18 protein-coding genes are annotated in these 22,696 nt (G+C 47.4%); 9 read left to right on the top strand and 9 right to left on the bottom strand.

Annotated features, from left to right (window positions below; all coding sequences use genetic code 11):
- Positions 1-54 precede the first annotated feature (54 nt).
- The 3 genes from NSQ38_RS26475 to NSQ38_RS26465 form a co-directional block, all read right to left on the bottom strand.
- Positions 55-405 (bottom strand): hypothetical protein, encoded by a 351-nt coding sequence (locus NSQ38_RS26475; RefSeq protein ID WP_091032592.1) that lies wholly within the window; start codon positions 403-405, stop codon positions 55-57.
- 187 nt (positions 406-592) lie between these two features.
- Positions 593-961, bottom strand: coding sequence for a carboxymuconolactone decarboxylase family protein (locus NSQ38_RS26470; RefSeq protein WP_017689521.1), 369 nt, complete (start codon positions 959-961; stop codon positions 593-595).
- Between the two features lie 12 nt (positions 962-973).
- A complete protein-coding gene (locus NSQ38_RS26465) occupies positions 974-2,605 on the bottom strand; it encodes a thiamine pyrophosphate-binding protein (RefSeq protein ID WP_339784872.1) in 1,632 nt (543 codons plus the stop codon).
- Positions 2,606-3,019: 414 nt separating this feature from the next.
- Between NSQ38_RS26465 and NSQ38_RS26460 the strand changes: the two genes are divergently transcribed.
- A complete protein-coding gene (locus NSQ38_RS26460; RefSeq protein ID WP_339784870.1) occupies positions 3,020-3,991 on the top strand; it encodes a Gfo/Idh/MocA family oxidoreductase in 972 nt (323 codons plus the stop codon).
- 179 nt (positions 3,992-4,170) lie between these two features.
- On the opposite strand, the gene NSQ38_RS26455 is transcribed toward NSQ38_RS26460, so the two are convergent.
- Positions 4,171-5,889, bottom strand: coding sequence for a methyl-accepting chemotaxis protein (locus NSQ38_RS26455; RefSeq protein WP_339784868.1), 1,719 nt, complete (start codon positions 5,887-5,889; stop codon positions 4,171-4,173).
- A 294-nt stretch (positions 5,890-6,183) separates the two neighbouring features.
- Here NSQ38_RS26455 and NSQ38_RS26450 point away from each other — a divergent pair, with 294 nt between their 5' ends.
- The 8 genes from NSQ38_RS26450 (at position 6,184) to NSQ38_RS26415 (ending at position 16,213) form a co-directional block, all read left to right on the top strand.
- Positions 6,184-6,870, top strand: a complete 687-nt coding sequence (locus NSQ38_RS26450; RefSeq protein ID WP_036610980.1) for an HAD hydrolase-like protein — start codon at positions 6,184-6,186, stop codon at positions 6,868-6,870.
- Between the two features lie 205 nt (positions 6,871-7,075).
- Positions 7,076-7,966 carry a sugar ABC transporter permease gene (locus NSQ38_RS26445; protein WP_339784867.1) on the top strand — a complete coding sequence of 297 codons (891 nt, stop codon included), beginning with the start codon at positions 7,076-7,078 and terminating at the stop codon, positions 7,964-7,966.
- A 51-nt stretch (positions 7,967-8,017) separates the two neighbouring features.
- Positions 8,018-8,887: a carbohydrate ABC transporter permease gene (locus tag NSQ38_RS26440; protein ID WP_338594890.1), complete on the top strand. Its 870-nt coding sequence runs from the start codon at positions 8,018-8,020 to the stop codon at positions 8,885-8,887.
- 104 nt (positions 8,888-8,991) lie between these two features.
- Positions 8,992-10,743, top strand: a complete 1,752-nt coding sequence (locus tag NSQ38_RS26435) for a sensor histidine kinase (protein WP_339784865.1) — start codon at positions 8,992-8,994, stop codon at positions 10,741-10,743.
- 11 nt (positions 10,744-10,754) lie between these two features.
- The gene (locus tag NSQ38_RS26430) at positions 10,755-12,359 is read left to right on the top strand and encodes a helix-turn-helix domain-containing protein (RefSeq protein ID WP_339784863.1); all 1,605 of its coding nucleotides are present in this window, start codon (positions 10,755-10,757) and stop codon (positions 12,357-12,359) included.
- A gap of 133 nt (positions 12,360-12,492) precedes the next feature.
- Positions 12,493-13,890, top strand: a complete 1,398-nt coding sequence (locus NSQ38_RS26425; RefSeq protein WP_339784861.1) for a sugar ABC transporter substrate-binding protein — start codon at positions 12,493-12,495, stop codon at positions 13,888-13,890.
- Between the two features lie 68 nt (positions 13,891-13,958).
- Complete coding sequence (locus tag NSQ38_RS26420; protein ID WP_310334030.1) at positions 13,959-14,294, top strand: cupin domain-containing protein; 336 nt, start codon at positions 13,959-13,961, stop codon at positions 14,292-14,294.
- Positions 14,291-16,213 (top strand): alginate lyase family protein, encoded by a 1,923-nt coding sequence (locus tag NSQ38_RS26415; protein WP_339784860.1) that lies wholly within the window; start codon positions 14,291-14,293, stop codon positions 16,211-16,213. Before NSQ38_RS26420 ends, NSQ38_RS26415 begins: the two co-directional genes overlap by 4 nt.
- Before the next feature lie 67 nt (positions 16,214-16,280).
- On the opposite strand, the gene NSQ38_RS26410 is transcribed toward NSQ38_RS26415, so the two are convergent.
- The 5 genes from NSQ38_RS26410 to NSQ38_RS26390 are packed head-to-tail and all read right to left on the bottom strand — an operon-like array spanning position 16,281 to position 22,643.
- Complete coding sequence (locus NSQ38_RS26410; protein ID WP_338593321.1) at positions 16,281-17,459, bottom strand: YheC/YheD family protein; 1,179 nt, start codon at positions 17,457-17,459, stop codon at positions 16,281-16,283.
- Positions 17,460-17,494: 35 nt separating this feature from the next.
- The gene (locus tag NSQ38_RS26405; RefSeq protein WP_338593324.1) at positions 17,495-18,601 is read right to left on the bottom strand and encodes a YheC/YheD family protein; all 1,107 of its coding nucleotides are present in this window, start codon (positions 18,599-18,601) and stop codon (positions 17,495-17,497) included.
- Positions 18,601-19,974, bottom strand: a complete 1,374-nt coding sequence (locus NSQ38_RS26400) for a YheC/YheD family protein (protein WP_338593327.1) — start codon at positions 19,972-19,974, stop codon at positions 18,601-18,603. Before NSQ38_RS26400 ends, NSQ38_RS26405 begins: the two co-directional genes overlap by 1 nt.
- A 60-nt stretch (positions 19,975-20,034) precedes the next feature.
- Positions 20,035-21,225: a YheC/YheD family protein gene (locus NSQ38_RS26395; protein WP_339784858.1), complete on the bottom strand. Its 1,191-nt coding sequence runs from the start codon at positions 21,223-21,225 to the stop codon at positions 20,035-20,037.
- A 50-nt stretch (positions 21,226-21,275) separates the two neighbouring features.
- Positions 21,276-22,643 carry a YheC/YheD family protein gene (locus NSQ38_RS26390; RefSeq protein ID WP_074094376.1) on the bottom strand — a complete coding sequence of 456 codons (1,368 nt, stop codon included), beginning with the start codon at positions 22,641-22,643 and terminating at the stop codon, positions 21,276-21,278.
- Positions 22,644-22,696 lie beyond the last annotated feature (53 nt).

The raw sequence follows: 22,696 nt of genomic DNA, 5'->3' as shown, positions 1-22,696 counted from the left end.
CTTCATTCTCCTCTTGAGCGGAAGGGTGAATTCACAGCTTGTCCGCCTGGTTTATTAAGTGGTAACGGTAGATATGATTTCGAGATTGTCCAGGCCAACAGACCGACCAAGTCGGGACAATTGCATTTTTAGAATCGCGTTGTTCTCGAGGGTCAACACGACTTTTTTATATTCATCTTTTTTGAACATTTGAAGGCAGCCTTCCAGAAGAGGAACAATCTCCGGCGCAGTAACATTCAACTTTTTGCAATCGATGTTCAGGTCATACTCCTTGGTGTTAAGAGGAGCGATCGTATCCTGATATGCCGAGATGGAACGCAAACCGTCTTCTTGAGAGAAAGAACCCTCTAGTTCAATGTTTAACACCTTGTTCGGAACGTCAGTCTTCAGAATGAAATTTCCCATGCTTGATCTCTCTCCTTTAAATGAGTTAAGGCTATCCTGCTAATGGATACACAGCCCCATAGGACCTCTGCTGAAAGCTTCTAAGATGAGAGCTGGTTCGAAGGATAATTTAACCATATTATAAAGGTAGGAATGTAAAAAGATCAATAAAAAAGTCGAATCATGTATAAAAATGTAGAAAAGTGAATTACTGTATTTCATCCAAGGTAGCAAGCAAAATATTAAATGCGCTAATAATGCGTGGAGCACCCACACAGGGTGCCAGATGTAGCAATATTCCCTTGAGCTGATCCACCGTTACTCCCACGCTCAGAGCCATTGTGTAATGCACTCCTAGTTGTTCATACTGTCCTTGGGTGATCAACGAAGAGATGATAGCAACTTCCTTCCATTGATCCGTAATCGTGGTGCGCTGAAAAATATCCCCGTATGCCGTCCCCATAATAAATTCCGACAATTCGGGAAAATGTTCTTTGATGGGTGCAAGGGCTCTTGCGCCGTACTCACCAGAAAGTTTTGCGAAACGGTCTAGTCCCTGAGCTACATGTTCACTCATGATCTGCTCCTCCTAATTCAAAGTTACGGTGCGGTGAGCCGTGGGTGGAATTTCATCTCGATCGGTCAGAAGCTCAATAACAGTTACCTGATTCAACGTCTGGGCTGTGTTCAGCGCAGATGAGAATTCAGCAAGGGTTTCTGCTCGAAATGCAACCGCACCGAGAGATTCGGCGAATTTGGCTGCATCCATAGGAACTTCATATAATGTGCCATCAATTCTGCCTGTTGTTTTTTCCATTCCTTTGAGTGCCATGTCCAATTGTTTGTTGTTAACGACAATGAAAATGACATTCAGGTTGTTGCATACCGCAGTATTGATCTCCGTCCCCAGCATCATGAAACATCCATCCCCGGTGATACATACAATGGTCTCTTCAGGTGAAGCGGCCTTTGCACCTATCGCCATACCAATGGCGTTCCCCATGCAGGCAAAGTACGCGTCAAACACAAAGCTGCCTGGTTTCTTGACTTTATATCGCTGAACCGCATGGAATCCATGGCTGCCATCATCAACAAACAGCTTATGATCGTAAGGAAGAAGTTCACTCATCCCGTCCAGCACAGAAGCCAGAGACAGGCGGGGCAGATCTGGTAATGGGACAGTGTAATCCATGGGTGTCGTGGTTCTCACAGGAGTAGGGAGGTCTTCTAATGTGCCCAGCAAATATTGCAGGTTGTCCTTCAAATCACCGGTGATATGTAAGGTTTGAGCGCTCAGAATCTTGCCTACGAATGTAGGATCAGCGTCAAATTGAATGAGGTGTACCGGATGATGTTCAGGCTTCAGATTGCAGAGGGTCATGTCACTCAGACGTGAACCGAGTACGATATAAAGGTCACTTTGGTTCAGCATGTCGTCTGCATGCGGGAAACCTCCAACACCACAAGGTCCATGGTATAGGGGATGGTCCCACGCAATCGCTCCTTTTCCACCAGGAGTAGTAATGACGGGAATGTTGAACGATTCGGCCAAATGAAGCAATTCATCATGGGCTCTGGCGCGACTTACACCTTTACCAGCAATAATTAAAGGGCGGTTGGATTGTTGAATGAGAGGAAGAATGCGATTCAGGTTAGATACGCTAAGCAGAGGTTCCGGTTCGGGAATGACAATCCGGCATTGGGATAACAATTCAGTCTGTACGTCAAAAGGAATACAGAGGTGAACAGGGCCTTTATTAGGGCCGAGTGCAATGGAAAGTGCATGATTCAGCAGTGTACCGAAGTGATCTCCACGCTCAACCAGTTTGCTGAATAGCGTAGCAGGCCTGAACATTTCGGCCAGATCAGCCAGATAGGAAGAAGAATCTTGACACTGGGGGAGTCCCAGTTCCTGAATGGATTGATGACCCGTAATAAACAGTACAGGCAGATTGTTGGCCTTTGCATGGGCTGCTGCAGTAAGAAGATTGGTTCCGCCTGGACCGGATGTGGCAAAGGCAACGCCGAGCTTACCTGTCTGTAATGCATAACCGGATGCGGCAAAACCTGAGCTGGATTCATGACGGCCTGGAATGAACTCTAATCCGTAATCCACCATTTTCAGTACAGCAGGACAGATGGATTTACCAATAATACCAAAGACATGAGTAACGCCTAGATTACGCAGAGTTTCTGCCAAATAGTCCGCAACTGTTCTCATGCGGGACACCTCGCTTCATGAAATAGGTTATTAGAACCATACGCATATTCCATTTGTTGAATGCAAGTTACTGTCTAAGGTTGTAAGAGGAAATATTCATTGTTATTAGGAAGAGTATCTTTTTTTGTGGTTTTTTGTCAACCTGTTTTTGTGAGTCTAAATTCCTGATTCTTAAGTTGGTAACGCTTTAAGTGTTGCTGGATAAAGTAAAAATAATTGGTTATATATACCTGAAACGAATTACCCAATCGCAACGAAGTTACAAATAATGTAAAATAATGACTGTAAATGATGAATTTCAGCCACAAATAGCGACTTGAAAGCTTGAGATTTATCTTTTTTCGTATCAACGCATCATCGCATTCGCATTTCTTTGCTTTCTGCTATACTGGAAAGGAATTGGGAGGGGATGGAATGACAATCATCAAGATGGCTCTGATTGGGCTGGGTAAAATGGGACTACATATGGTTCATCTAATCGAGAATACAAAGATGGATACAAAGATTGAGATTGTAGCGGTGTGTGATGCGAATGAGGACGGTTTGGCGTCTTTTGCAGCTTCTCATCGGGGAGTTAGGACGTATACGGATTACAAGCAATTGATGAATGAACATCAGATTGATCTGTTGTATATTGCAGTTCCGCCGAAATTTCATTATCCGGTTGTCATGGAAGCGCTGGAGCGCAAAATTCATGTGTTCTGCGAGAAACCGCTTGCCAATAGTGTAGAAGAAGCCAAAGAGATGCTGGATGCAGCGGAGCAGGCGTGCGTTGTTCATGCCATCCATTTCTCGATGCCGCATGAACCTTCCGTGCTGAAGTTGCAAGAGATGATTAAGCAGGGGACTGTGGGGGCCGTTCGCAAAATAGATCTGATTCTGCAATTCCCGCAGTGGCCACGATCATGGCAACAGAATGCTTGGATTACGAGCCGGGAACAGGGTGGATTTATTCTTGAAGTAGGTATTCACTGGATTCATATGATTCAAAAGGTGTTTGGTGCCATCCGGGTAGTGAGCACTCAGGTTCAATATCCTGAGAATGGAGACTGTGAACTAGAAGTACAGGCTGCAATGGAACTGGAAGACGGGACTCGAATTCAGCTAAATGGCATCTCTCAATTTGCGGGGGAAGAACGTGTATCCATGGTGGTGTACGGTACAAAAGGCACAATTGCTCTGGAAAATTGGGAGGAATTGAAAACGGGTATGGTGGGACAGCCACTGTCTCGAGTAGAAGTGCTTGAATCCGCCAGTGAATTGCCGGTTCTTAAACATGTCATTGCCCGTATACAAGGCAAACCAGCTAAGATATATGATTTTAACGATGGGCATCAGGCACAATTGATACTTGAAGCGTTGCGGAACACGGAACAATCGAGATAAGAAAAGGAGTGCTTAGGTTTTTTCATATGAGGTGCCCGGTGCACCTTTTCCTGATTCAGCTCTCCTTAACACAAAGAAGCATCGCAGAGGCTCGGGTGAGTCTGTCTGCGATGCTTCTTTCCTTTGATATATGCTCATGATAGAGCTATATAGACATTCTATCGGTATGTTGATTCAGTTCAAGCCAGCTTGAATTGCTTAACCAGCTGATCAAGTGCATCGGACATTTGATTCAACTGCTTGGACGTGTCAGACATTTCCTGCAGAGAAGCAAGTTGTTCCTCCGTCATCGCAGATACTTCTTCCGTGGCTGATGCAGTATCTTCCACAACAGCCGATACTTCATTGATGGACTTCATCACAGCCTCACTACCGGAAGTTAACTCTTCGACAACAGCAGATACCTCCAGAATTTCACCACTGAGGTTATGAATATGCTGAGTAATGGTTGAAAAAGCATTACCTGCATCCTCAATGGTCCGCAATCCTTCATTCACATGTAGAGTGCTCTCATCAACCACCTGCACCGTACTTTGAACACCTGTTACCACGGTTTCCAATATACTTGTAATCTCTTTGGCTGATGTTGCACTTTGGTCTGCAAGATTACGGATTTCCGCGGCAACGACAGCGAAGCCGCGTCCATTTTCCCCAGCGCGGGCAGCTTCAATTCCGGCGTTAAGTGCAAGCAGATTGGTTTGTCTTGCAATACCCGACATTGAATCTGCAATGTTGATCACTTGATCAGACATCTTCGAAATTTCATTAATGGCTCCCTGTACAGAGAGGAAGGATTGCTCAATGGAACTCATTTTACCTACAGCATTATCAATGCGCTGTTGCCCATCCACGGCAATGGATTCGGTACGAACTGCACGGCCTGCCACGTCACTTGCCGAGGAGGCGACACGATTAAGCCCGTTGAGGGATTGTTGCATCGCAGCTACCATGGTTTGCGTAAGAGCAACCTGTTCATCAGCACCTTCAGCCACGCGTTCCATGGCAGTGGCAACTTCTTTTCCTGCAAGATGGCTATCGGCAACCCCTTTATCCAATCGATCCGAAGCTGTGCTCAGAATCATGGCATTACTCTGAACGTCCAGCATCATTTGCTGCAAACCAGTGAGCATTGTATTGGCTGCCTCCGCGAGTTCACGAGTTTCGTCTTTCATTGGCGTAGCGATTCTCAGTGTCAGGTCGCCATTGGAAGAACCGATGTCATTTAATGCCTGCTTCACGGTACGAATGTTTCTAACAATGGCACGTGACAGGACCAATGCAGTGATGAACGAGATGATGGCCACAACGATAAGTGCCCCATACAGTTCCAAGTTCAGTAGTGTGTTTTTTTGCTTCAGCGCTTCTGTACGGTTATCGGTTAACGTATGCTCGTTGGTTCGAAACGTATCGAGAGCAGTGCGAATCTGGTCCATGTCTCTTTTACCTGGATCATCTGCGAAAAAATCTCGAATGGCCTGCGTATTATTTGCTTGGCGAAGGGCGACCACAGGTTCACCAGCGACCTGGACCCAGTTCTCCATAGTAGTATGTATGTCTTCCAAAAGTGCAAGTTGAGCCGGATTATCCGAAATTAAAGCCGCAAGTTCATCTCTGAGTGTAATAAGTTGCTCTTTTCCCTGGGTGTAAGGATCGAGGTAATTGTCCTGACCCGTGATGATGTAACCGCGTTGACCTGTTTCCATATCTACCATGTTTCTTTCGAGTTCATAGGTGAGGGCATGTACCCTCATATCGTGATCGACCAGAAAATCCAGTTCCCGTTGGAGCTGACTTGTGCTGTTCTGAATCAGCAGGATGCAACCAGCCAGTACAGCCAGTACAAGTAAATATCCTAATCCGATCTTATAAAAAATCTTAAAGGTCTTTCGCTTTTTCATGTTTGTTATTCCTCTCTATGGGGTATATGTAGTTGTCGAAAAAACCGGAAATGTGATAATTGTAGGTCTTTAGATTAGGTGTCTAAAGCACTATTTTTTAGTATTATACGTAAAGAAACTTCTTTTGTATATAGTTTGTTGAACTACAATATAACGTTTGGTTGATGTTGTATAAGGTTGGGGTTGATGATCTTTTACATTCGTTGGTTTACACGTTCAAACGTTATGTTTATCATGGGAAGGGAACGATTCCAATTACATATACAATATCCCAATCCGAAAGGAACATTGGACATGAATAAAGAGAAGGTTTTGCTCAAACCGGAAGCGATGATTTTTGACATGGATGGTACGCTGTTCCAGACAGAGACCCTGTTGTTGCCAGCTTACCAGCAACTATTTGATACATTGCGTGCCGAAGGGCACTTTGAAGGAGAAACTCCACCCGAGGAACGGATGCTGGGAAGTTTGGGTATGTTGCTCGAAGATATATGGAAAGTGGTTATGCCTGAGGCATCGGAAGCGGCACATCGCCGGGCAGACGAACTGTTGCTTCAACTGGAGATTGAAGGGCTTGATCAAGGAGGTTCCCAATTGTATCCGGGTGTGAAAGAAACGCTGCAAGCCTTGAAACAACAAGGAGTGCGTCTTTTTGTCGCAAGTAACGGGCTGGAGGACTACGTAAAGGGTGTAGCGTTTGCACACGAAATCATGCCTTTCTTTGAAGGGGTATATAGTGCAGGCCAGTACAAGACTCCTTCCAAAATTAATCTGGTGCAGATCCTGCTTGAGAAACATCGTATTCAGGACGCATGGATGGTAGGGGATCGCTCTTCTGACGTGGAAGCTGGTAAAATGAACGGTCAGGCGGTCATCGGCTGTGCTTATGCCGGGTTCGGTCGTGATGAGGAGCTTGCGGGCTCAGATGTGCTCATCTCTGATTTTACAGAACTACTGCGTCTGTATGATGAAGCAGAGTAGCCTCTACGCTGCATACGTATACTGAGGTTTAAGATTACGAACCACATGATATGAACCTGTAGACTCAACGGAAATTCGTTGAATTCAGGTTTTTTTGTTTGGTCATGCAGTCACATTCTCCCCTGTAGAAAGTTGATTTCCCTATCCCGCTTTCCTCCATATTCCCTCTATACTTCATTCAAAAGCTATAGGGGGTCCGATTCTGGTGAAACCATCCAAAATACATGCCTATATGTTCATCTTTCCAAGTCTTTTTCTAACTCTTGTATTCGGGATCTATCCGCTGTTATGGGCGCTGCGTTACATGTTCTATGATTATCAAGGCATCGGAACGCCTGTCTTCATCGGGCTTGATAATTTTGGACGCATTTTGCGTGACGGGCAATTCTGGGATTCTGTAGGCAACACGGGTGTGTATGCCCTGGGCAAACTCGTCGTTACAATTCCACTGTCGTTAACTCTGGCGATTATTCTGAATCGTAAATGGAGAGGAAAATCCCTGTTTAGGGCGATCTATTATCTTCCCACTATCTTTAGCGCTTCGGTCATGGCGATTGTATTCTTTATTATTTTCAACTCCTATAACGGAATATTGAACCAATTGCTGCTTAAGTATCATGTGATCTCCGAATCCATTAGCTGGCTTGGGGCTGAACATGCCATGTTAACAACCATCATCATCGCCATCTGGGGGGCTGTGGGCAACTATATGTTGTTGTTCATTGCGGGTCTTCAGAGCATTCCTGAAGAGCTTTATGAGGCGGCATCGCTGGATGGAGCGAGTGAGTTTCAGAAACTGCGGAATGTAACGATTCCGTTGCTGGGTCCTGTCTTGCAGATGATCATCATGCTGGCAATTACCACGGCGCTGAAAGGTTACGAGAGTATTATGGTACTTACCGAAGGGGGGCCGTATGGCAAAACAGAGGTGATGTATCTGTATTTGTTCAAACTGTTGTTTCCCGTGTCGGCTGACACCCAATCACTCCAGCAGCTCGGTTATGGCAGTGCAGTCGGTTTCACAACGGCTCTCATCGTAGGGGCTGTGACGCTCATTTACTTCCAAATATCCAAAAAGCTCAACGATGTCTATTAAACTGAAAAACAGACTTTTTGAACACGTATAAATTATCAGGAGGAAACGATGATGACTCAAAACGTGCTTGCGCCCTCAGGGTCTCCCCAACTCATTCGCTGGACCAAACGAACGGTACTTTGGCTGTTTTTGATCGCAATCGCTCTGCTGTCGCTGTTCCCCATCATACTTGTATTGCTCGGTTCCTTCAAAACGAACCAGGAATTGACCGGAGGAGCCACCATCTGGCCGAAGATTTGGCAGTTCTCCAATTATGCTCAGGCTTGGCAAACCGCCAATTTTTCGGGTTTTACGATTAACAGCGTGTTTGTTAGCATCAGTACAACAGTTGGCACGCTGCTGGTAGCTTCGATGTCAGCCTATGCTGTGGATCGAGTGAATTTCAAAGGTAAAAAGGGATACACCCTGCTCATGGCATCTACTCTGTTTATTTCCATAGGCGCGGTTGTACTGCGTCCGCAATTTGACCTCATGGTCAAGCTGGGACTGAATACCACGTTATGGGGCGTTATTATTATACTGATCAGCGCACATGCTGCCACATACTTTATTCTCATTGGTTTCTTCAAGAGCATCCCGCGCGAACTGGATGAAGCGGCGATGATTGATGGCTGTAATTTCTTCACCACATACTGGCGAATTATTCTTCCACTCCTGCGGCCCGGACTCGCCGTTGCAGGTCTGGGTGTATTCCAGAGTTCATGGAATGAATATATTCTTCCTTTTGTGTTCACCATGAGCAATCCGGACTTACAGACTTTGCCCGTTGGGCTGGCTAATCTGCGATATGGCATCGGAGCTGCGGCTGAGGTCCAACTGATGATGGCCGGAGCCTGTCTGTCCATTTTGCCGCTGCTCATCGTTTATATTTTTGCTAACAAATCATTCATGCAGGTGACCTTGGGAGCTGTGAAAGGATAGGCGTGAGCACAATCATGGAAACGGTTTTACGGGTAATTCCACTGTGCTATACTCATTTTAATTCACAGCGGACGGGCCAAACCGTGTTCAAGGAGCGAGCGCCGATGATATTCGACTTTTATAAAATGTCCCTGAAAAAAAGAATACAGCTGCTGTACATTTTTCTCGTTGTCTTGTGCATCAGTGTGACCGGGATATGCTCTTATCTCTTTGCTGCACGAAGCATTGAGCAGAATGCACTTGAACTGAAACAAAGCATTCTGAACAAATCAGTGCAGGTTATGGATGAACATCTGAGGCACATTGTTGTATCCTCTTTTTCTTTTATGCTCAATGAAACGTTCACCCAGGTCATGAAGGACGTGGGGAAAAATAACACATCTCATTATTATCAGAATCTCTCGCTGCTGCAAACATCGTTTGCTCAATTGAAGCTCGTAGAGCCACTGATTGATACCGCATATCTGAAAACACCTATCGGTGATTTTTTCTCGACCAAAGATTTTCCGAATCGCAATCACTCGTTCGACAGGGAATACGGACGCTACGTGAAGCTGCAAGGCTGGAATACGATGTGGTTTGGTTCACATCAGAGTCAGTTATTTCAATCCCGAGGAAATGTGTTATCTCTGTTGCTCAAACCCATTGTGATCGATAATCATACCTATTCGAATGTATATATGGTCGTCAATATGAAGGAAGAGGCGATGCGGGACATTCTGACGCAGGATCTCATGAATAACCAGATTCAACTGTTTTTGCTGCACAAAAACGGAAATGAAGTCATTCGGCCCAGGTCCCGAAATTACGATTTCATTATGGAGCCTGACTTTACACAACAGTTTAGCCGTGACGATGCTGGGGATTTCACCTACAGGAACGATCAGGGGGAGGACATGCTTGTTAACTATTCGGCATTGTCGATGAACGAGGATTGGGTCATGGTAAGTGTACAGTCCAAGGCTGACTTGTTGTCCCCCCTCCAAAAGATACGCTGGCTGATCATCCTGATCATGTTGTTTTGCATTTTGCTTGCACTCGGGTTGTCCAAGCTGCTGGCCTCCGCTCTGCTGAAGCCACTGAACAAACTGCGACGCTTGATGGTTGAGGTGGAGTCTAATGATCTGGATGTACGGTTTCGCAGCAAGTATGACGATGAAGTCAGCGCTGTAGGGCATCGTTTCAATCGGATGTTGGACCAGATTCAGATTCTGTTTGAAGAAGTACGGACAACGGAGCAAGACAAACGGCGGTTTGAAGTCAAGGCGCTTCAGGCGCAGGTTGATCCTCATTTCCTCTACAATACGCTTAATACGATGTTCTGGAAAAGTGAGAGCGGAGAGAAGAAGGATGTAAGTGAGATGATCGTCTCCTTATCCTTATTATTCCGTCTGGGCCTGAATGATGGTAAAGACATCACCAGTGTGGAGCAGGAGATCAAACATGTCGAACAATACATGCAGCTTCAGCAAAAATGTTACGAGGATCTGTTCGTTTATCGGATTGAGGTGGGGGACCCCTCTTGTTACGCTGTTGATATTTTAAAAATATTACTTCAGCCCTTGGTCGAGAATTCCATCCTGCATGGATTCAATGACAAAGAAGATTTGGGCGTTATCCTGATCCGCATTGATCGTCAGGGTGACACACTACGGCTGGAGGTGGCTGACAATGGATGTGGTATGGATGTAGCCAGTATCTATGCTGAGGATGTTCCTGACGGGGGACGCAAGGGTTATGCCCTATCCAATCTCCATGGCAGATTAAGCCTGCACTATGGGGATGTGGCCACGATTGTGTTTCATAGCAGTACAGATGTGGGAACAACGGTTGTTATCACGATTCCGATCACCTGAGGAGGGGCAGTATGGGCCAATTGACGATGTGTGTTATGGATGATATCCAGGCAGTTGTAAAGGGCATATCTTCAACTATTCCGTGGGAAGATCATCAGGTTCGGATTGTAGGCACGGCGAGCAATGGAGAGCGCGGTTGGTCCTTGTTGCTGGAGCAACTACCCGACATCGTGATCAGTGATATCAGGATGCCCAAGCTGAGCGGGCTGGAGCTAATGAAGCGGGCATTGGATGCCGGACTGCGAGCCAAATTTATTTTTATCAGTGGTTATTCGGATTTTCATTATGCACAGGAGGCCATCAAGCTGGGTGCATCCGATTATTTACTCAAACCGTTTACCCCTGAAGAAATACTCGGTGCGGTGTTGAAGGTAAGACAGGTGATTCAGGAAGAACAGGCACAGTGCAAACAGTTGGAACAGCTGGAGCAGAAGGTGGAGAGTAGCAGCCAGTACGAGCGTCACAGCTATCTACTGGGCTTGTTGCGTCATGAAATCGAGGGATTCCTGAATGAAAGTCGCTGGAACGAGCTGCATATTGATCTCGATTCCTCCAATCTTCTCGTCATGGTCATCGAGGTGGATGGTTATACGCGATATGGATACACGATGCATCTGGATGCCGAAATCGTTCCTTTTGCGGTCCAAAATATTGTGGGAGAAACCTTAAACCGCTATACCAAGGGCGTTGTTTTACGGGAAAACCGATACCGGCTTGCAGCCATATTTAACACACCAAGCCAGATCGACGTCTCTGAGCTACTGGAGCAATGCCGCCAAAATGTGGAGCGATTCAGCAAAAAAACAGTCTCAATTGGTGTTGGTACGATTGCCCGCAGACCACAGGAAATCTGGACGTCCTACGCACATGCAGATCAGGCGATATCCTATCGTTTTTACAGTGAAGGAAATTGCATCCTCCAGTATGCTGAACTGGAGAATCAGGCCTGTGTGGCTCCGGTATATCCTTTGGAGAAGGAGAAAGAGCTTTTTTACGCACTGAAATGTGGTAATGAGAGCATCTGTCACCGCATCATTGATGAAATTCTCGAAGAATGGCAGGTTTCCGAAGGTTTTCCCGAGCCGCTCACGATGATTCGTTTGCTGTCAGGACTGACTTTTGCCATCTACCGTGCCTTTTGTGATGAGATTACAGCAGAGGAACGATTGCGTCTTGAGGCCGACTTGACAGTGCTTGAGGCGATGCGTTCCTTGACGTTTGAGGGATGGAGGGGATATATCAAACATTTTAGCAGTATGGGTTGCGAGATTATGGACAAAAAACGACTCACTGATGTCAAACAGGCGATTAGCAAAGCACAGGAATATATCAGTCTGAATCTTGCAGAAAATCTGACGCTGCATGCCTGTGCCCAATCCGTGCATTTAAGTCCGAGTTACTTTGCCAATGCCTTCAAAAAGGAAACGGGCATAACGCCGATTCAATATATTACTAAGATGAGGATGGAAAAGGCAAAAGAGTTGCTGGTTGCAGGTGTACAGGTGCAAGAGATCTGCCAGAGGCTGGGTTATGAGGACAGGCCGTATTTCAGCGGTTTGTTCAAGAAATATTGCGGCATGACACCAACCTGCTTCCGGCAAATGTATGAGAATTGAAACCGATACGGATCGTCATTTTTCCCACCATTCAAAGTCAGAATGTCCCTCACCTCCATGAAAGCGTAGCGATTATCATTACGTTAACGGATAACCAAACGGGTTGTCCAGACAAGCATAAGGGGGCATATCAATGGTTAAAAAGTGGATGGTGACTACGCTGAGTGCATTGCTGGCGCTAAGTTTGGCAGGTTGTTCTGCTGACAGTGGTACTTCGGCAAATAGCGAATCGGGGGCCAGCGGGGAGAATGCCGGAGGGAAAACCAAAATCATATATTGGACACCGGACCGCCATGATGCTGATTTTATGAAATCCAAGATCGATGAGTTCAACCAGACGAACAAGGACAACATTGAAGTGGAGATGACCGTGATGGGGGACAACTATCCACAGGCGGTCGATATTGCTTTTGCCAGCAAGCAGGCACCCGATGTGCTGCAAGTTAACGATTTTCAGACCTATTATCAGAAGGGGTATCTCGCCCCGATCGATGGATACATGAGTGATGAGATGAAGGCCGTGTTTAAAGACAGCTTGATTGAAAATAAAAACACGATTGATGGAAAAATATATTCCCTCCCCAATACAGGGCAGGTCTGGCGGCTTGTGTATAACAAGGATATTTTCAAAAAGGCAGGGATCGAGAGTCCGCCAAAAACGTTGGCTGAGATGGTTGCGGATGCCAAAAAAATTACCGAAGTTGGTAAAAGTGAAGGCATCTATGGTTTTGCCAGCCCGTTCAAGAGCAGCAGCGGTTTCTGGAGAGCAGCCAATACGATTGCAGGTGCAAGCAATAGTGTTGGTATTGATGGTTACAACTACAAGACTGGCCAATTTGATTTTGGGATGTACAAGGATATCGCAATGGCACTTCGTCAGATGAATCAGGATGGCAGCATGCTGCCAGGTGTTGAAAGTCTGGACATCGATCCGCTCAGAGCCCAGTTTGCTCAAGGTAAAATCGGAATGTACATTAACCACTCTGGTGAACCAGGTGTATATAAAGACCAGTTTCCTACCAAAGAAAATTGGGCAGCGGCTCCTGTGCCAACAAATGATGGAACGATCAAGGGCGCTTCGCAAGTCATCGGGGGCTCTTACATCGGCATCAATGCAGATTCTGCCAACAAGGAAGCGGCATGGAAGTTTATGGAGTATGTGTACAGCACAGATCTTCAGAGTGAGTATTATGAAAAGGGATACGGAATCTCACTGATTCCTGCTGTACTAAGCTCTGACAAAAAACCAAGCATTCCGGGCATTGAAGGTTTCCTGCCCAAACGTTATGATGCCATTTTCCCGGCAAATCCGAGTGTGGTGACTGAGAGTTCACTGGAAGGCACCAAATGGAGTGAGGCTTTTTCAATCTTTGTATTCACGGGTGGCGATCTCGATGCTGTGATCAAGGATCTGGATACAAGATACAATGCAGCTTTGGAGAAAACCAAAGCTGCAGGTCTGACCAATATAACTGCTGATCCATCGTTTGATTCTTCCAAACTTCAGGGTAAATTGTCCACAGAAGACTAATAAACGTTCATAGCGGCCGTGGTTTAACCACTTCGGTCGCTTATTCACAAGGAAAGGGGAAAAGCAAAATGATTATTAATCATGCGTCGATCGATGCACATATCGTGAACGAAACGAGTTCCCGGAAGATCTTGGGTATGGGCGGTACATTAATGATGGTGGAGGTTACCTTTGCTAAAGGTGGTATTGGAGAAGTTCACTCCCATGATGCGCACGAGCAGGTCAGCTATATCGTCAAAGGCAGCTTTGAGGTACAGGTCGGTGAAGAAATTCGCATCTTAAAAGCAGGGGACAGCTTTTATGCCGGTTTTAACGTCCCGCATGGGGTCAAGGCACTGGAGGACTCCGTCATTCTGGATGTGTTTACCCCGTTCCGTCAGGATTTTCTTGAGGCGTCCCAATGAGCGATTTTTACCTTTCGGCAACGGATCTGCAACGGGCTGCCCAATATTATGAAAAACATTTTCCGGAAGAAGCCCGAAATTCGCTCACGATTGCCAATCGTGCCATCCTGAATGAATTTATCGTTCCTTATACCAACGATCTGAATCGCTGGATTCCGATGGGGACACCCGTGGACTGGCTTCACAATCCGACCGATGATCTGGAGTTCACATGGGGCATCAATCGACACTGGCATATGCTCGATCTGGGAAAGGCATATCTGATGAAGGGCAATCCGCTATATGTAACAGCATTCATTGACCATTTTCGCAGTTGGAGGCAACAGAACCCTGTACCTGTAAATGTGGTTTACGACGAGGCCGTGTTCTTTCAAAAACCCGGTCCATGGCGCCTGCTGGAGACGGGACTACGCGTGCAGTCCTGGATATCGGCATATAAATATATGGAAGCGAGTCCGCTGCTGGACGAAGGTTTTCAGGCGGAGTTTCGTCAAGGTCTGGACGAGCACGCCGAGTTTTTGACCCGTTATCTCGGCAGCACGGAAATCAATCATGCCATTATGCACATGCAAGGCTTGTTCATGATTGCTACGTTCTACCACCAGCACCCGCGAAGTGCATACTGGCGTCAAGTGGCGATGGAACGTCTTGAGCTTTGTTTGCTGCATCAGTTGGGTGAAGAAGGGATACAGGTTGAACTGACAACACATTATCACAATGCCAGCATCGAAATGTTTGGCACGCCTTATCGGTTGGGCGAGATTTCAGGGCATCCTTTCTCGGCATGGTATGCCCGCTGTCTGCGCCATATGGCTGCATTTACTGAGGCGCTGATTCGACCAGATCATCAGTCTACCGGTATTGGTGATTCGGATTGGGTTGGTGATGGACGACAACGACTGACCTTGCTTGGAGCGATCCTGGACGATGATGATTTGATGGCTCGCGGAACAGATAGCTCAGAGTGTCTCTGGTTGCTGGGTGTGGAGAAATATGAGCGATGCCTCCGACTACAGGCTGCTTCTTCTCCGGCGTTGTCGAGCCGAGCCTTTCCGCAGACAGGATATTATGTCATGAGGGACAAGTATCAATATCTTTTTTTTGATGCAGCTTCCATGGGCGGAGCACACGGACATGCGGATGCGCTGAATGTGGAGTGGATGTGGAAGAACCAGCTTTTCTTCACGGACACCGGACGTTACACGTATGAAGAAGGGGAATGGCGGAGGTATTTCAAAAGTACACGGGCGCACAATACCGTCACGGTGGATGGTCTGGATCAGACACCTTATCTCTCCACACAGCAATGGGGTGAGCCGGAGGCTCAGGCCACAACGCTACGTTGGGAGAGCAATGACAGCTATCACTTCATTGATGCTTCACAGGATGGATATACGCATTTGCCAGATCCAGTTACACATCGTCGGTGGATGCTGGCAGGGGCCGAAATTCCTATATTATTAATTGTAGATTGGCTGGAGGCAGATGCAGAGCATACGCTGGAGCAACGTTTTCACCTTCATCCGCAAGCGGATATTACACTGGGAATGAATAAAGCTGGAGAAATGACGGCGGATATGAGCTATGAGGCATCTTCCATAACGCTTACGATGCAATGGGTTACGGCAGGCATTGGGAAGGGAGCCTTCGAGTTGACGGAGCAGCCCGGCTGGGTATCTGAGGTGTATGGTTCCAAGTCGGAAACATCGGTCATCCAAGGCAAGGCTGATTTCTCAGGTAAAGTGGGAATTCTGACGTTGTGCCTGCCCGCGGATCACACAGACCAGGTTACACGTATTACCACATGCCAACTAGAACCTGACCTGATGAGATTGACATTATCTTATGTGCAAGGTGAGGAAAAAGGGTATATTGTGATTGACAACGACACGCTGCAATGGACGAAAGAACAGAAATAAAAAAACAGTGAAGCAGGAGTCTATGCTCGCACTTGGCGAACATAGACTCCTGCTTTTTCTAATCCATTCACTTGACTTTCCTTTTTCTTTTTACTCTGGCGGATTTTTGCGAAACGGGCTTGGGAATGGCTGACTTTTTGGACATTCCGGGAGGTTTGTTGCGATATACCCATAAGGCGTACTCCAGCGGTTGAGTGATGGCTTTATAATAGATATCCCGCTCCCCGATGCGAGCGAATACTTCACGCGCAGGTTTGGGATTAACTTCAAGCAGGTAGATACGTCCGCTTCTGTCAATCGCCAAATCCAGTGCCAGCTCACACAGGTCACCATACGTATCTTCCAGAAACGAAGCAACATCAATACCAAACGTCTCTGCAGTTGTGTTAATTTCTGCCCGGAGGTCGTCATCTTCGATCCATTGCTTCATGAGTCGGTTCATCGCTATTGCCTGACCGCCGCCATGCAGATTGGAGGTCACGCTTTTTTCTGCACCCATGCGTCCAGCACATCCAGTAAGCTCCCATTGTCCTTCACCGTTTTTCTGAACGAGCATGCGATAATCATGCACACGTCCATTCGGAAGCTGAAGTTGAATGCCCTTTTGTACAAGATACTTGTCTTTCATGTTCCAGTGCTGGAGCAAAGCGCCAAGTCGTGATAAATGAACTTTACGGGGAGTGATGATACGACGCTTCTGATCCCGCCCCTGAACAAGCACCGTATTCGCTTCGCTACTGCTGCGTTCAATGCGCAGTATACCACGTCCGCCTGTTCCATTAATGGGTTTGAGGTAGACCAGAGAAGAAACTTTGAGCATCCGGTTTACATCGGACATATCCTGAAATAGAGCGGTTTCCGGCAGGTGTTCACGAAAATTGGCTTTTTGTAAAAGGGTCTGGTGGATGGTCCATTTATTGCGCAGTGGCCTGTTCAGAAAGAGCAGATGCCCATATTTCTCACGAAAGGCAAGCAATTGCTGGAACCTTCGGTTACGCTGAATCCGGCAACGATCAAAGATCAGGTCCGGGAATGATCGCCACTCCCTGGACCAGCCTTTTCCCTCATGAAAAACCATGGCTTCAATTTGTTTGCCGCCGGGGTGTACGTCGGCTGGTGTGAATACATAGATATCGAGTCCCCGCTTGCGCCCTTCAAGAATCATTCTGCGATAAACGCTTCGTTCTTCAAGAGCGCGATGTTCATTTAAGTACAACGTCATAATGCCCAGAACAGGTGAGGACACAAACAATCACCTTCTTTTTGCAGTATTCCTGTCTATCATCGTTTGGACTGACGGGCAAGATAAGCGCTGTAGTGAAATATACGTTCCAATGACCGCCGTCTGATCTGTGGTTCATCAAACTTCATGGGCTTTGCATTGGCTTCGAAGAACCAGAGTTCCCCCAGGTCATCAATGCCCAGATCCATGGACATTTCTCCGAGCGTGTAACCTGATCCCCGTTCTACCTGTCTTGCGATCATTAATGAAGTGGATTTCACACGTTTCATAAGGGTTGTAGACATTTCTTCGCCAAAAAGATCGGTCAGAAGCTTCTCAGGGTCTTCTACGCTCCCGCCGCGTGGCACATGAGTTGTAATGCTGCGGGAGCCAGCAAGTCTCGCTCCTACACCCGTTACGCTCCATTGGCCCTTGGTGTTCTTTTGTACAAGAACACGCAAATCGAAGGGGCGTTTACGAGAGGATGCCAGTTCAATGCCTTGTTGCATGATATAGGGCGTATGTCCGGTTTCTTTGCGAATTCGTGCCCATAACTTGGCAAGTGTAGCTGCTTTATAGGTCGTGCTTCTACGTGTGGTTTGTATTTTGAGTCGATAAGGAAGCCGTTCTTTTTCCTGGAATTTAAGCATCATGATTCCTTTGCCAGCTTTGCCGCTCTCGGGCTTAAGGTACAGATAGGGATACGCCCGTAGAACGGCACCCAGAGAAGAAGCACTTCGCATCCGCCGAGTGTAAGGGATCAGTTGCTGAGTCGATTTGGACTTCTTAAGCCATTCGAACAGATCCCATTTGTTAAAAAAGAATGGGTTATACAGTTCGATTCCTGATTGCATGCATTCGTCAATTTTGCGCTGAACGGAAGGTTTTCCTTCGTCTTCCCGGTTGGGAATACGATTGTACAGAACATGGGGAAGGGGGAAAGGTTGTGAAACCCACTTTCCACTCCCCTTGTTGTACGTATATCCTTTCACGGTGGGACCACTCACGTTCAGATCCCGTACAGTTACAATGTACACCACGTATCCCATGCTCTCGCCTGTCTGTAAGATATCCTGAAAATTTTGATGATTTCCCCTGAACATGCGCTGTTTATCATGCATGGTCAAAACAGCAATGACAGGTTTAAAATCATCATGGAGGGTCATCAAATCTCTTCCTTCTTCCGGAACTTGCTCAAATACAGGCAGTGTTCCAAGATGTGCTCCACCGACGATTTGCCCTCCACCCGGAGTGAAGGGTGACGGAAAATGGAGCGCCCGGGTTTGGCGTTCGCTTCGAACATCCATACATGTTCCTCCTGATCAATGCCCAGATCAAAGCCAATCTCACCAATCAGATGCTGGTGCTGGGTTTCAATCGCCTGGGCCAGTGTAATAGCGACGGATTTGGCCTGCTGAAGAACTTCTCCCGCACGATCGCCGAAGTTGCGACTGAGCGCCTGCTCAGGAGTCATTAGGGAGCCGCCATTTTTGATGTGTGTTGTGACGCTGCCACGTCCTGCCTTTTTGGCTCCAATCCCGACAACAACCCATTGATTGTTACCGTTTTTGTGCATGTGAAAACGGAAATCAATTGGACATTCATCAATCTCAATTAAACGTATTCCCTGCTGAACTACATATCCTCGTAGCTGTTTGCCATGTCTACCCTGAAGCATGCGCATCAGACTGTTGAAGGAACCAAAACGCAGGAGTGCATTACCGCCTTTTTTGCGATAACGTGCGAAATATCCGCGTTTCGGCGAATAAGTCAGGCGGTAGATCCCGTTCCCCAGACTTCCTGCAGTAGGCTTATAGTAAACGAACTGATGGCGTTCCAACATTTCCTTCATCTGTTCAACGGACGGATTGGTAATGGATTCCGGGATATACCGTCCTGCTGCCGGCTCGTTCTCCAGCAACGTATAGATATCCGATTTGTTGAAGAAGCTCCAGTTGAAGAACGGAATTTTTCTGCGAACAAATCGTTCCCGCAGTTGGTTGATGGCTGGTGAGAAATCTGAACGACGGCTGGGTAACCGGTTGTAGACGACATCGGGCAGAGGTACCGTTCTACGGGTGAAGCTTCCGTTTTCATTCAGAAAAAAACCGGATACCGTCTCATTCTGCCAATTGATATCCCGGGGAGTAAAGGCATAAATATAAGATTTTCGGCTGCCTTCACGGAGTAACTGTTTGATGAAACCAGTACGGGAACCGAATGGATTCGTGCTCGTCGCAGGCCCATCAGAGAGTACGCCGATCAGTGGACCTAACTGGACCTCATCATTTTGCAAATTCCGGAGATAAATACTGCCCCGTTTGGGAACGTTCATCATATTACGGATACCTGAAGCGAGATACAGATGTTTACCTGCTTTTTTGATTGGTTTGATCGTTGCAGGTACCCGGTCACGCCCGAAGCGAAGGTGCACCGTTTTTTTGCCGGACAGGTTGAGGCTCTTCATTAAAGCGTTGGATACATAAACCACTTTATCCGGTTGCTTGGTGAAATGCAGATTGCAAAAGGTCAAACTCATGATTTATCCTCCTATCCTGAAAAGATCCTTGGGCTCCATGGCAAGCGGGCGCTGCGGCCCTCAGCCGCCGTGAATCGGGATGGGTTTCAGGCCAGCTTTGCTGGATGTATTCGGCAATTTCATTGGACGAAAGACGTCCGTGAGAACATGTTGTTGCAACAGATAACGGGCATAGGCAAGCGGCCGGGTATAAGTCAGGGTATGCATGCGTCGGTCGCCCGCTTCTGCGAATGAGGTGCGGCCTGGTTTGGAGTTGACTTCAATTAGCCAGAGTTGGCCCTCTGCATCTGCTCCGAAATCAAGCCCCAATTCGGCTAACCTGCCGAAACGGCTCTCCAGCAGGGTGGGGATAAGAGTAGCAGTCTGCCGGATGCTCTTCAGCAGAGTTTCTGTGCGTGTCGTTCCATATCGCTGGAGCAGATATGCGTGGGCAGGATAAGCTTTACCCCCACCGTGAAGATTGGACGTGAGTGAACCTTCGGGTCCTTCCCGTACCATACATCCGGTAAGCGTCCAGCGACCTTGCCCATTCTTTTGCATTAGAGCCCGTATGTCGAATGCTCTTCCATGATGGCTAAGCTCCAGATATGGCTGCACGATCATCTTACGCTCAGCCTGATGTAATGCTAGCCAGGAAGATACAGCCTGGGTATGGTTGAATGTAAGAAAAAAGGGTTCATTGTCCTCGTTACGCCCCTCCACGATCCATGTTGATGGAGTCGCTCCCCGAGACAGGCGAAAGGTATTTTTGCCATGAGTCCCGGATACCGGTTTGAAGAACAGTCCTTTGGGCCAACGGTCCAGCCATGTTTGCCAAGGAATATGCGATCCTATCCGGGTTGTGGGAGCAAGTTGAGATCTCAATTCAGGATTTCGGGACAACACACGATGTACCTCCCATTTTCCTGGAAGGGAAGCAGACCAATAACGGTGTTGATCTGTGCCGTTGGTTGGTATCCATTCCTTAAGCTGTTGTCTGACGTACCTGGAGATAGGGCGAAGACAACGATCCATAATGAGGTCGACTGCAGGAACAGGTACCGAATTCCATTTCCCTTGATGATAGACATATCCCCGTTGAAGAGGGAGATGGACTGCATCATTCGATATCGGGATCACAATAATCTGAAGGGCGTATCGCATGCTCCCCAAACTGAGACGACGGCAGAAAAGTTCATCTGTAAAGGGAGGTGAGCCTTCGGTTGCACGTACCAGAATGGCCAGTGTCTTGGTCTGAGATGATGGAAACATTACGCTGCACCTCTCCTCTATCAGATTTGTTTCCAATAGGGAATAACTTTTCAAAAACCCGCCAGGTACGTAGAGTATTCAAGCATGGCTTTGACGGAAGGGCGGATCTTGCTCTCACTCAGTGGTGTATTATCATTCTTGGAAGGTTTGGAGTTGACTTCGAGCAGCCATACGCGCCCAGTGGTGTCCAGAGCCAGATCAATACCAAGTTCACCAAAATGAGCAGGGATGGCACTCTCGATCCCTTTTGCGATATCCAGTGCTGCGGTGTGCAATCCTGCATACGCGGAAGCTTTGGCTGATCCAGACAACTGAGTTTTGGCAACAGCATCCTTGACGGTGCTGAGACTTCCACCCCGTGCCAGATTGGATACGTAGTGACTCCCGCCCGCTATCCGGGCGACGATGGAGGTTACACTCCATTTACCTGTACGGTTCTTTTGCACGAGCGCACGGAAATCCACGGGTCTGCCACTGTTGTCAATGAGAGTCAGCCCTTGTTGGATCTGATAACGCGTTGTTTTCATTTTCCCCGACATACTGGCATACAGTTTATCCAGAGAAGTATACGTTTGTTTCCGGGTACCCCCGACACCAGTCGCCAGAGTCAGGAAGCTTCCGTCAGTCTGACGTGAGACCCGGATGATCCCTTTGCCCAAAGAACCGCGTACGGGCTTCAGAAATACAACCGGATGTCGGTTGCACATCGTCTTGAGCATGGCGGACGTCTTGAGCAAATGAGACTCGGGAAGAACTCGTTTAAGCGTTGAAATGGACTTGAGTGCGTCAAACACTTCGTTTTTGTCCAGAAACTTTTCATTGAAGGTTTGCGTGCCGTAGAGCGATTTTACTTCTTTCATAAAATGCTGTACGCTAGGTTTGTTCTCAAGCTTGCGGGACGTTAGCCGGTTATTGACGACGTCTGCTACAGGCAGAACAGTCTTTTTCCAGCCGTCATCATACACCCAGCCTTTCATATAACCCGTTACCGCTCCAATATCCTCCGGTGTGAAAAAGGATACATAGGCGCCTTGCTTACGGCAGGCGTTCACCAGTTCTTGACAGAACATCGTGATGGAGCCAAAGGGCCGATCGGGCTGATCGGGATAATCCTGGCTAACCAGTACACTGATGTAGGGTCCAAGGCGAAGCGTACGGCTGGCTGAACGATAGGATACCCTCAGGACCGAACGTGGAACGAGACCGGTCTTGCTGGCAACTGTCTGATTGATGCGCAGCCCGTCATACCTTGGTACCGGAATAACAGTGACTTCGCGGCGGAAAGAGCCAAATTGCAGCTGAAGCGGCCTTCCTGAAGGGATTTTAAGCGCCTTAAGCACCCCTTCGCCCAGCATGATGACGTCGTCCTGCAGGATGCCCGAGCCGGTAACCTGAATCGTTACTTTTTTAGTGGACATCACGGATCTCCTTCCGGGCGGCAACTTGATGTCTGATCTCGAAGTTGAACGGC

Origin of the sequence: Paenibacillus sp. FSL R7-0313 (genome assembly GCF_037969885.1) — a bacterium.
Taxonomy (GTDB): domain Bacteria; phylum Bacillota; class Bacilli; order Paenibacillales; family Paenibacillaceae; genus Paenibacillus.
The sequence above is the reverse complement of the archived record's forward strand: the minus strand, read 5'-3'. Positions and strand labels throughout refer to the sequence as shown.